The following is an 11,358-nucleotide window of genomic DNA, read 5'->3' as shown; positions in this document are numbered from 1 at the left end:
TTCACTCCTCACCTTTTTCACTTAATATGTATTCTCTATGCATTAGATTTGCTCCATGTAGTAATTTACTATCTAGTTTGTCTGTTAGTCCTTCAATAGTGATACCATCTATGTTGAATTTTTTAGATTCCATAGTTGTTAGCATTGCCTTATCAACAAGCAAGGTATTTAATTTTTCTACCGTTTCAGATGGACAGCTAATCGTCATAGAATGAATATATTGAGAGCCATTTGTATGCTTAATCTGCTTTGGCCTCTGGGGTGTATTATAGGCTGAAACGACAAAAGGTAAATCACAGGGGGACAGCGAAAAGAAGCCATAGGTAACAATTTCTCCTGTCGGTTTCTTTCGTCGTCCATTTAACACTTTTGATGTGCTAATACCTAAATTATTGATTTCATTTCTCACTAAATTTAAATTCTCTTGCTTTGCAATATTCTCTTCATAGCCTTCTATAGCAAAATCTATAAGCCCTTCACGCTGAATCATCCATTTCACCCAACGCTCTCTCATTGATCTACCATAGAGAATCCCTAATGGAAATTGTATCGGAGACATAAACCGCTTCATTTCAAACAGTTCAATAAATGGTCCCTGATCAAACCAGATAAATGCATTTAGCGAGTTTTTAGGGTTTCTTCCCCATTCGACCTGAAATCCGGCTTTTTCATAATCATGAACTGCCTTTTTAATATCATGCACCCTGCACAGAATATGACTAATTTTTAACAAATAAATTCAACACCTTTTAAGTAATTTTAAATTCATGAAACGAAAGCTGTGAGCTAACCTCATTTAATTGATAATGATTATCATTATCGCTCACTAACTTAGATTCTAAAATATTGTAAAAATAAATACAATAGTCTTTAATGGTTATTTTTGAAAAATATTTTACATAAAATAATAATTGACAATGATTCTCATTTTCAAATATACTCGACATGAGTATAACCCTAAATATTCCAAAAAAAAAGGAAATAACCTGCTAAAGATTATTTCTTCATTTCAAAGGAGCTATTTACATGATAAAAAATCTCGCATTACGCACAGAAGACTTTATGACAGTAGGCATTTATACAAGCATCTATTTTGCCTTATTATTTACCATCTCGTTATTAGGATATATTCCTATTTTCAATGCTATCTTACCTGTTCTAATTGGTATTTTTGGAGGTGTTCCTTTTATTTTATTTTTAGCAAAAACTGAGAAATTTGGCATGATTACGATGAGTGGCATTATTTGTGGATTAATCATGATGTTAATGGGCGGTAACGGCTTTTATCCCCTTCTAACAGGCCTAATTTGCGGCTTCATTGCTGACATACTTTTTATAAAGCTAAAATCAAGTACATTTTCCATGTCATTATCCTTTGCTGTATTTAGTTTATGGACAATTGGTCTGTATCTCCCTATTTACCTTCATCGAACTGCTTATTTTTCTAATATTACCGTTCAATATGGTGCTGAATACGCCAATAAATTAAACAGCTATATTCCTGATTGGACACTATTTCTATTTATTGTCATGACATTTGTTGCAAGTCTAATAGGAGGCTTGATTGGTACTAAATTATTAACAAAGCACTTCAAGAAATCGGGGATTGTTTAATGAAACAACGGATACAAATAGATCCACGTACTAAGCTACTGTTGACAGTAACTATTAATATCATTACTGTAAGTGCTCCACAAAGTGGCTGGTTTCTGTACATATTACCAATTCTATGGGGAATTCCAGCTATTTTGCTATTGCTGTATCAAAAATACAAAATAGCCTCCTATTATTTGATTTTGCTATTGTCCGTGACAACTTTTCAGTATACGATAGCCCCTTATCTACATGGTTTATTGTTCTTTCTGTCATTAGGGATTATCTCCATTTCTCTAAGACTACTTCCTGGTATAATGATGGGCTATTTTCTTATATCTACAACATCTATCAGTGAACTTGTGGCAGCTTTGGAAAGACTACATATGCCAAGGGGATTCATTATTTCATTTTCAGTTATGTTCCGTTTTTTCCCAACACTAAGCTATGAGTATATTTATATACAGCAGGCTATGGCATTCCGAGGCTTAACAGGATTTTCAATGCTGCTGCATCCTATAAAAGCAATGGAATATCGCCTTATTCCACTTATGGTATCTGCCTCAAAAATTGGCAATGAACTAACAATGGCATCCTTAACTCGCGGTTTATCTGCTCCTAATACTAGAACAAATGTCTGTCAGCTTCAGTTTTTCACCCGGGATTTTCTATTAATCACCACTTGTATTGTGGTTTGGCTTATTTTTATTTGGGAGGTGTTTTTATGATTCAGCTTAAAAATGTTTCATTTCAATATCAATCAAAAAAAGCGCTAAATGCTATTGATTTAGAGATTTCAGCTGGCGAGGTCATTGTGCTCTGTGGAAAATCGGGCTGTGGAAAAACAACGATTACTCGATTATTAAATGGCCTTATCCCTTATTATATTAGCGGCAAATTACAAGGGACTATTCGACTAGACAATCAGGATATTGAAGCAATGGAAATTCACGAAATATCAAAGCTTACAGGCTCAGTTTTTCAAAATCCTAAGACCCAATTTTACAATATTGATACAGATAGCGAGCTAGTTTTTACTGTAGAAAACTTCGGCTTGCCCTCTGAGGAAATATTAAATAGAAAAGCTCTGATGGTAGAACAGCTCGAACTACAGACACTTTTACAAAGAAATTTATTCCATCTTTCAGGTGGAGAAAAACAACGAATAGCCTGTGCATCTGTTGCCATACACGATCCTCCCATCATTATTCTGGATGAGCCATCCGCAAATTTAGATCAAGATGCAACAGCCCAGCTTGGGGAAATGATTGCTTTTTGGAAAAGTCAGGGGAAGACAATTATTATATCTGAACATCGACTTCATTACTTACAAAATCTCGCAGATCGATTTGTTTTTTTAGAGGACGGGCAAATCCAGCATATTTTTGCCCAAAAAGAGATGCTCACCATGTCAAATGAAGCACTTTATCAATTAGGGCTTCGAGCGATTCATCTTGAGGAATTGATGCCTCAGCATGATCGTTTGTTGGATCAAGGTGCACGTTTTAAATTGGAAAAAATCTCTTATCTCAATCATGATTTTCAGCTAAAAATTGAAGGATTTGACCTTCCATTCCCTGCAATCATGGCTATTACTGGGCACAATGGTGCTGGCAAATCCACATTCGCTAAATCTCTGACTGGACTCAACCGAAAAGCCTCCCCTACCTTTCACATCAATAATGTGAAATTTAGAAAAAAGCAATGCCTTCAAGCTAGTAGTATCGTTATGCAGGATGTACATCACCAGCTTTTTACGGAAAGTGTGCTGGCAGAAATCCTACTTTCTATGCCTGAGCCAAATGAAGAGCTAGCATTAGATTTACTGGCTTTACTGGATGCCTCCGAACTAAAAGACGCTCATCCATTGGCATTATCAGGTGGGGAAAAACAGCGTGTAGCCATTCTTTCTGCAATTGCCGCAGATAAACAACTGATTATTATGGATGAACCAACAAGTGGACTTGATTATCATCATATGAAGCAATTTGCAAATTGCATGAATATTTTGCGTAACCAGAATAAGCTTGTGTTCATTATCACACATGATCCTGAGATGATTGCTCTTTGCTGCGACGGAACGATTGAATTATCTCAGGGCATGATTAAGGACATCACATTATTTAACAAGCAAAGGGTGTGAAATGGTGGAACAGGTTGAAAAAAAAGAACATTGGATAAAGTCTATCCTCCAATTTACAGGGAGCTCTAAAGTATCACTTTCTTTATCCATCCTCTTAGCCATTATGAGTGTTATAGGTGGACTAGTTCCATATGTGGCTGTTTATCAAATACTAATACTTTTAATTGAAGGAACACAAACAATGCAGCGCCTTCTTTTTTGGATTGCTATAGCGGCTGCTGGGTACATTGCTTTAACAGTGTTTCATGCAATTTCTAGTTATTTCTCTCACCGCGCTGCTTATCATATTTTGGAGGAAATTCGCCTGCAAATTGCTGAACGATTAATAAGGGCACCTCTTGGTCATATTTTAAATCAACCAGTTGGTAGGATTAAAAATGTTATCATTGATCGCGTGGAAACTTTAGAATTGCCATTAGCACATATTATTCCTGAAGGCATCTCGAACCTCTTACTGCCTATAGGTGTTTTTATCTATATGCTGACAATTGACTATCGGCTTGCCCTTGCCTCTCTTATTACAGTTCCAGTTGCACTTATTGTCTATGCCTTTATGATGAGAAATTTCAACACCCAGTATCAGCACTATATGGATGCAAGCAATCATGTAAATAGTGTCATTGTAGAATATGTGGAGGGCATCGAGGTCATAAAAACCTTTAATCAAACAAATGCTTCCTATGAAAAATTTACGAATGCTATTACAGATTTTAAAAATTATACAATGCAATGGTTTCGTAGCACATGGCCATGGATGACATTAGGCAATGCTATTTTACCATCTACCCTTGTCGGTACTCTTCCCATCGGTTTATGGTTATATTACCAAGGTGCTATTAATCCTGCACAATTAATTATTTGCCTTATTTTATCCATGGGGCTTATTTATCCACTTATGAAATTTACTGTTTTTATCAATGATTTCAAGGCTATTGAATATGCCATTGATGATACAAAAGCATACTTACATTTAGAATCACTTCCTATAAAAGAAGAAGCAACAGTGTTGGAGCATTATGATATTACCTTGAATGATATTTCGTTTAGCTACAATGATGAGCAAAATGTGCTTCACCATCTTTCTTTAACCATCCCTGAAAAAAGCTATACAGCTCTTGTGGGCCCGTCAGGAAGTGGAAAATCAACAATTGCCAAGCTATTAGCACGTTTTTGGGATGTTACTGAAGGTTCCATTACGATTGGACATACCAAGATTCAAGATATTCATCCTAATGAGTTGGCAAAACAGATTAGCTATGTAGCACAAGATAACTTTTTATTTAAAACTAGTCTTTTTGAAAACATTCGAATGGGAAATCCACAGGCAAGTGATGAAGAAGTCTATCGTGCCGCACGTTTAGCAAGATGTGATACGTTTATTGCTCGACTAGAGAACGGCTATGACACTGATTCTGGTGAAGCAGGCAACAAGCTATCTGGTGGTGAGAAGCAACGAATCGCCATAGCACGTGCTATCTTAAAAGATGCTCCTATCATAATACTGGATGAAGCAACAGCCTTTACTGATCCAGAAAATGAAGCAGAAATTCAAAAAGCTTTTAACGAGCTAGCGAAGGATAAAACGCTCATTGTCATTGCTCATAGATTGTCCACAATTAAACATGCCAATCAAATTGTAGTGTTAAAGGATGGCAGTATCCATAAAATCGGAACTCATAATGAATTACTCGCAACGAATGAGCTTTATCAAACATTATGGATGGCTCATATTGGTTCAAAGGAACATGGACTCCTCTCTGATAAGAATCCATCTCAGGAGGTATCATTAAATGATTAAAATAATGACGAGAATTATCCAGTGGATTGGTCCATATAAAAAACGTTTATACCTTGGATTTATGCTGTCGTTTTTGCAATCTATTTGTATTGCCCTGCCGATTGTCATCACAGCTCATGGCTTGCAAATGATGCTTGATGACTATTATGGAAAAAACGCTTTAGAAATAGATGCAATCTGGTTGCTGTTAGTATTTTTAGTACTAGCCATTGTCGGTCGTTTTATCTTTGCCTATTTAAAGGCACGTTATCAGGAGAGCATCGGCTATGAAATAACAGCAGATCATCGGATTAAAATGGGACATACCTTGAAAAGAGTCTCACTTGGATTTTTTCAGCAACATCGGATAGGTGATATTAATAGTACCGTTACAACAGATTTGTCCTTCTTTGAAATGATGGGAATAAAAATGATTGATGTCGTTGTAAATGGTTATATTCTAACATTTACAATGATTCTATTTTTATCATTCTATCAGCCAATTATGGCTCTCGTAGCAATTGGCGGTATTATTGTGTCATCTATCTTCCTGCGACTATTACAAAGACATAGTCGAAAAAATGCTAACCTCCATCAGCAAAGTCAGCATCAGCTTGTTAGTGCGACTTTAGAATACTTACGTGGTATGTCTGTTATCAAGAATTTTAATCAGGAAGGTATTGCTTCACGAAATATTCAGGATGCCTTTCGTAATAGTAAGCAAATTAATATAACTATTCAGAAAGGATTCGGTGTTTTCAATGTTGGACATCGACTAGCCTTAAAGTTTGCCTCTATATTACTTGTATTTGTTGCCTGTTATTTAGTGATGAATGGCGAAATGACACTTGCTGATATGTTCCTTATTACGTTATTCTCATTTGTTATGTTTGATAGTATTGAGCCCATTAGCGATGCAACACATGTGTTGGAAACGATTAATCATACGCTCGATAAACTTGAAGCCATTGAAAATACAACATTTATTGACGAAGAGGGTCAAGATACCATGCTTACGCAATATGCGATCCAATTCAATCAGGTTTCCTTTGCGTACGATGAAAGACCTATCATTCAGGATGTATCCTTCACAGTCGAGGAAGGCACAACCACAGCAATTGTTGGACCATCTGGTTCTGGAAAAACCACTCTTTGCAATTTGATTGCCCGATTCTATGATGTTGACACTGGAGCTATCTGTATTGGCGGTACTAATATTCGCTCAATGCAGTTAAACAATTTATTATCATCGATTAGTATGGTATTTCAAAAAGTCTATTTATTTAACGAAACGATTTATAATAATATTCTTTTTGGGAATCCAAATGCTTCAAAGGATGAGGTTATAGAAGCAGCCAAAAAGGCACAATGCCATGACTTTATTATGTCACTGGAAAATGGCTATGATACGGTTCTAAGTGATGGTGGCTCCTCTTTATCTGGCGGGGAAAAGCAGCGTATCTCGATTGCCCGTGCTATTTTGAAAAATGCACCCATTATTATATTAGATGAAGCGACAGCAAGTCTTGATCCAGAGAATGAAACACATATTCAAGCTGCATTAGAAGAATTAATTCAAGGAAAAACAACCATTATTATTGCCCATCGATTAGCAACGATACAGAATGCCAATCAAATAATCGTTATAGAGGATGGTCAAATTATTCAACAGGGAACACATTGCTCATTAATGAAAGAAAAAGGTGTATATCGTCGCTTTATTGATATTCGCCAGGCCGCAGAAAACTGGAATCTTACCACTTAAAATGCCCACAAACATTAAACGGTAGTACAGACCTTGATGAAGTGTTTGTACTACTACTCTCTTATTTCCTAGCAATTTTTATGATTTTATCCATTTATGGGTTTGTAAATATTGTTAACTTTTAACATTTATGTTTTAATTACCAATAAAGTATGCTACTCTATTAATAGGGTAAAACCTACAAAAATTCCTATAAAAGGTTTTTTACATCGAAAGCCTTGAAGGATAATTTCAAAGGAGTGGTTTTCATGTTAGGTTGTAGTAGTTTAGCAATTCACACAACAGATAACAAAAATCTATTTGCTCGAACAATGGATTTCACAATGGAACCAGATAGTAAAGTTATCATTGTGCCACGTAATTATGGAATACGATTGCTTGAAAAGGAAGATGTAGTTATAAATAATCAATATGCATTCATTGGGATGGGCAGCACCGATATTTCATCCCCTGTATTATACGATGGTGTTAATGAAAAGGGCTTAATGGGAGCAATGCTATACTATGCAACATTTGCGACTTATGCAGAGGAGCTCGAAGAAGGTAAAAGAGGCATAAATCCGGTTTACGTGGTATCACAAATTTTAGGTAACTGTGTAACCATTGATGATGTGCTGACGAGATTAGAGGCATTTACTCTTCTTAATGAAGCCAATGCCATTCTTGGATTCGCTCCTCCTCTACACTTTACTTTCACTGATGCTTCTGGTGAAACAATTGTGATTGAGCCAGATAAAACAGGAATTACCGTTCACCGTAAGACAATTGGTGTAATGACGAATAGCCCTGGCTATGAATGGCATCAGACGAATCTGAGGGCCTATATTGGTGTTACCCCTTACCCACCAAATGATATTACGATGGGTGATTTAGAGCTTACACCATTTGGACAAGGTGCTGGCGCATTGGGACTTCCAGGTGATTTCACACCATCAGCTCGTTTCCTTCGTGTTGCTTACTGGAAGAAGTATACGGAAGAAGCTAAAAATGAAACCGAGGGCGTAACAAACCTATTCCATATCCTTTCTTCTGTTAATATTCCAAAGGGTGTTGTGCTTACAAAGGATGGAAATACGGATTATACAATTTATACGTCAGCAATGTGCTCACAAAGTAAAAACTATTACTTTAAACTCTATGATAATAGTAGAATTTCTTCTGTTTCCTTAATGGATGAGGATTTAGATAGTCAAACATTAATCACCTTTGAATGGGATCGTGCACAGGATATAAAGAAACTCAACAAAATTAACGTTAAAAGCTAACACTTGAAGCACTTGCTTGTATAAATTATTTAAAGGACCAGGCCTCTAACTAAGTAGAGTGCCTGGTCCTTTTGATAGGATTAGTTGCTTTTCTTCTTATTTATAGAATCTGCGTAAACTAGAATTCCAACTATTATAAAGCTTATGCTCACAAGACGGAAGATCATCTCTAAGCTAATCCATTCTGCTAAAATCCCTAATACAAATGCGCTAATGCCAACACCAACATCAAAACTAGAAAGAAAAGTTGCATTGGCTGCCCCACTTTTTGCTTCATCTACTTTTTGAACAGTCCATGTTTGTAAGCATGGCATAATTGTTCCATAACCTGCCCCGAATAAAATTGCTGCAATTATTAGAGAAAAATTATTTGTAGTATAGGATAACATGACAAGTGAGAAAAATCCTAATGTTGCTGACACAATGATAATAGACCATGGTCCATTTCTATCAAACCATTTTCCTGTAAATGGTCGTATTAAAGTGGAAACAATCGCATTGATAAGAAAGAATAAGAAAATATGTTTTATTCCCTTTTGTTCCCCAAAAAGAACTAAGAAGGTTATAATCGCTCCAAAGCCAAGTGTCGTAATAACGGTCAATAATGCTTGGAACCTTACTTCTTTTTCAAAAATCGCTTCTACAAATCGAAACGGTTGCTTCTCATATTTAGCAGGTGTAGATGAGTAGACAAATTGAAGCGCTACTATTGCTAATAGGCTGAGTATTACAGATGAATAAATTAAGATTTGAAAGGAAAAGGCATTATAGATAAGGATACCTATACTTGGTGCAATAATTGCGCCAACTGTTGTTGAAATAGAGAAATACCCCATTCCTTCTCCTAATCTAGCTTTAGGAATTAAATCGACAACCATTGTACTATTGGCTGTCGTCGATACTCCCCATGCTGCTCCATGGAAAAATCGTAACAATAGGAAAAGCCAAATAATGTTAAGAAAAGGATACAGCATAGTAATGATCAATAAAGTCAAACATGCACCAATCGCAAGATGTTTTCCCTTATTATCAATCAGATAGTAACCTACGAAAGGTCTTATTAAAATTGCGCCAATCGTAAATATGGTTGTTACCAAGCCTACTTGAATAGAAGAGGCATTTATGCTTAATAAATAGGCTGGTAAAATTGGTAATAACATTTCAAAGCCTATAAAGATTAAAAAATTACTTATAAATAAAAAAAGAAATGATGTAGTAAAAATTTTTTGCTTTTTCATAGTTTATGTCCTCGCTTCTAATTATTTATTAAATTAGAAGCGAATAGCACACTGAAACATTCCTAAATTGTCTAAGTTTTTTAAACAACTAGTCTCACCCTTTCTATCACTGTTATATGGAGGAATTATAATAATCTTTGTGACAAACATCTCATCATTGTGTCCATCCCAATTCTTCTCCTGTAGAACACAAAAAGACGCCATCAAATCCGGCGTCTAATCATGGCTTTGTATAATGCGCAAACATTAAAAGTTCTAATTTTTATAATACAAAGGCAAAAAGCTTCCGGCTATTTTCTATATGAAGTTTACTTAAAAAAATACAGACTGGTCCCTTTGACAGTAAATCACCTAGTTGTAAATATGTTTTTACTTCAGTTGCAATTCTTCTGAAAACAGTTTCCATGGCTTTTTGCCTCCTCTCTCATTATCAATTAATAGCTTAGTATAATTTAATACAAGTTGATGAAAAAAGCAAATTCTTCTTTCAATATTTATTGCTTCTACATGTCATTTTTAAAGGTTTTAAAGTCCTCCAAGTTTGTTGACTTATTGGAATGAATTAATACTAAAAAATACTTTCACATTGTTTCAAGTTAAATCAAGAAGAAGTGCTATTATTGCGATTTATTTAACTAGGGTACTCTAATAAGCATTTATCCTATCTGTATGTCAACCAAACATAAAAATAGCCCCCTTATCAAATAAATAAGAGAGCTATATATAATTCATAATCTATCACTTATCTACAACTGGCTTTAATAGATTTGCTGGAACAAAATCAAAATTCTTATCTCCCACCATCAAATAACCATTGATCTCAATTCCTGATGAATAAAAGACAGTTCCCTTCAGCTCTTTTCTAGAGTATCTTGTTATCACCGGACCATTGTATAGCTCTGTATCTTCTGTTAATATATAGGATCCTTCATTTCTTGTTATCTTTTCAAAAATTCGAATATCGGTGCTATCAAGAATACCGGTATTAATTACTGGTCCTCCTTCAATATCTCCTGCACAATAATGGCGATATAATTTGCCCTTCTCAATAGAAACTAGTAATAATGCTGGAGTACAAACCTCTTCACGTTTTCCAACTTTTAAATACTCACCATATTTGATGTAGGAATATGGATATCCAGGATTTTCAACACCAAGATGATTAATCATGACCAATGCCGGATTGTTATAGAAAGATGTACGAATATCGATTGGTACTTCTTTGAAAACTACCAAATCCGTTGCTTGTACCCGATATTGCCCCATTTGATAGAAAGTTTTTCCATCATATTTCTCAATATCATACGTTTTAAAGAAATTATTGCGCTTAACCATCAGCGAATCAAATGTACCATCTGAATTTTTCTTGTATACCTTGATATCTTTTTTAAAGGTCATTTTTCCGGTTTGCCCTTTTACAACTTCTGCTCCATCATACATCACTTTTGCTTCTGATTTTATTGGATTTACTACTGCAAATACAAATGCTGCTAGTAACACAATAAATAATTTTTTCATGATTCTCCTCCTCAGTAAAGTTTTAAGAAAAATTAATATCTGAATATACTAGTGATTTT

At 35.3% G+C, this 11,358-nt stretch carries 10 protein-coding genes; 6 read left to right on the top strand and 4 right to left on the bottom strand.

The window, feature by feature from the left end:
• Position 1: 1 nt before the first annotated feature.
• Complete coding sequence (locus tag ACQKIM_RS01655) at positions 2-733, bottom strand: VOC family protein (RefSeq protein WP_427538083.1); 732 nt, start codon at positions 731-733, stop codon at positions 2-4.
• A gap of 293 nt (positions 734-1,026) precedes the next feature.
• On the opposite strand from ACQKIM_RS01655, the gene ACQKIM_RS01650 reads away from it, so the two are divergent.
• The 6 genes from ACQKIM_RS01650 to ACQKIM_RS01625 all read left to right on the top strand — a co-directional run bounded on the left by ACQKIM_RS01650 (position 1,027) and on the right by ACQKIM_RS01625 (position 8,543).
• Positions 1,027-1,614, top strand: coding sequence for an MptD family putative ECF transporter S component (locus ACQKIM_RS01650; RefSeq protein WP_427538080.1), 588 nt, complete (start codon positions 1,027-1,029; stop codon positions 1,612-1,614).
• Positions 1,614-2,321, top strand: a complete 708-nt coding sequence (locus ACQKIM_RS01645) for an energy-coupling factor transporter transmembrane component T (RefSeq protein ID WP_427538077.1) — start codon at positions 1,614-1,616, stop codon at positions 2,319-2,321. The genes ACQKIM_RS01650 and ACQKIM_RS01645 overlap by 1 nt, the downstream gene beginning before the upstream one ends.
• Entirely contained in the window at positions 2,318-3,736 is a 1,419-nt protein-coding gene (locus ACQKIM_RS01640) for an ABC transporter ATP-binding protein (protein WP_427538074.1), read from the top strand. The genes ACQKIM_RS01645 and ACQKIM_RS01640 overlap by 4 nt, the downstream gene beginning before the upstream one ends.
• 4 nt (positions 3,737-3,740) lie before the next feature.
• Complete coding sequence (locus tag ACQKIM_RS01635) at positions 3,741-5,534, top strand: ABC transporter ATP-binding protein (RefSeq protein WP_427538071.1); 1,794 nt, start codon at positions 3,741-3,743, stop codon at positions 5,532-5,534.
• Entirely contained in the window at positions 5,527-7,278 is a 1,752-nt protein-coding gene (locus tag ACQKIM_RS01630; RefSeq protein ID WP_427538068.1) for an ABC transporter ATP-binding protein, read from the top strand. Before ACQKIM_RS01635 ends, ACQKIM_RS01630 begins: the two co-directional genes overlap by 8 nt.
• Positions 7,279-7,526: 248 nt before the next feature.
• Positions 7,527-8,543, top strand: coding sequence for a linear amide C-N hydrolase (locus ACQKIM_RS01625; protein ID WP_427538065.1), 1,017 nt, complete (start codon positions 7,527-7,529; stop codon positions 8,541-8,543).
• 80 nt (positions 8,544-8,623) lie between these two features.
• Here the strand turns inward: ACQKIM_RS01625 and ACQKIM_RS01620 are convergent, their stop codons facing one another.
• The 3 genes from ACQKIM_RS01620 to ACQKIM_RS01610 form a co-directional block, all read right to left on the bottom strand.
• Positions 8,624-9,781, bottom strand: coding sequence for an MFS transporter (locus ACQKIM_RS01620; protein ID WP_427538062.1), 1,158 nt, complete (start codon positions 9,779-9,781; stop codon positions 8,624-8,626).
• A gap of 262 nt (positions 9,782-10,043) precedes the next feature.
• Complete coding sequence (locus tag ACQKIM_RS01615; protein ID WP_427538059.1) at positions 10,044-10,187, bottom strand: hypothetical protein; 144 nt, start codon at positions 10,185-10,187, stop codon at positions 10,044-10,046.
• A 332-nt stretch (positions 10,188-10,519) separates the two neighbouring features.
• Positions 10,520-11,299 carry a hypothetical protein gene (locus ACQKIM_RS01610; protein ID WP_427538057.1) on the bottom strand — a complete coding sequence of 260 codons (780 nt, stop codon included), beginning with the start codon at positions 11,297-11,299 and terminating at the stop codon, positions 10,520-10,522.
• Between the last annotated feature and the right edge of the window lie 59 nt (positions 11,300-11,358).

Source organism: Lysinibacillus sp. NPDC047702, assembly GCF_050272555.1.
GTDB lineage: Bacteria > Bacillota > Bacilli > Bacillales_A > Planococcaceae > Lysinibacillus.
This window is presented reverse-complemented; position numbering and strand designations above follow the sequence as displayed.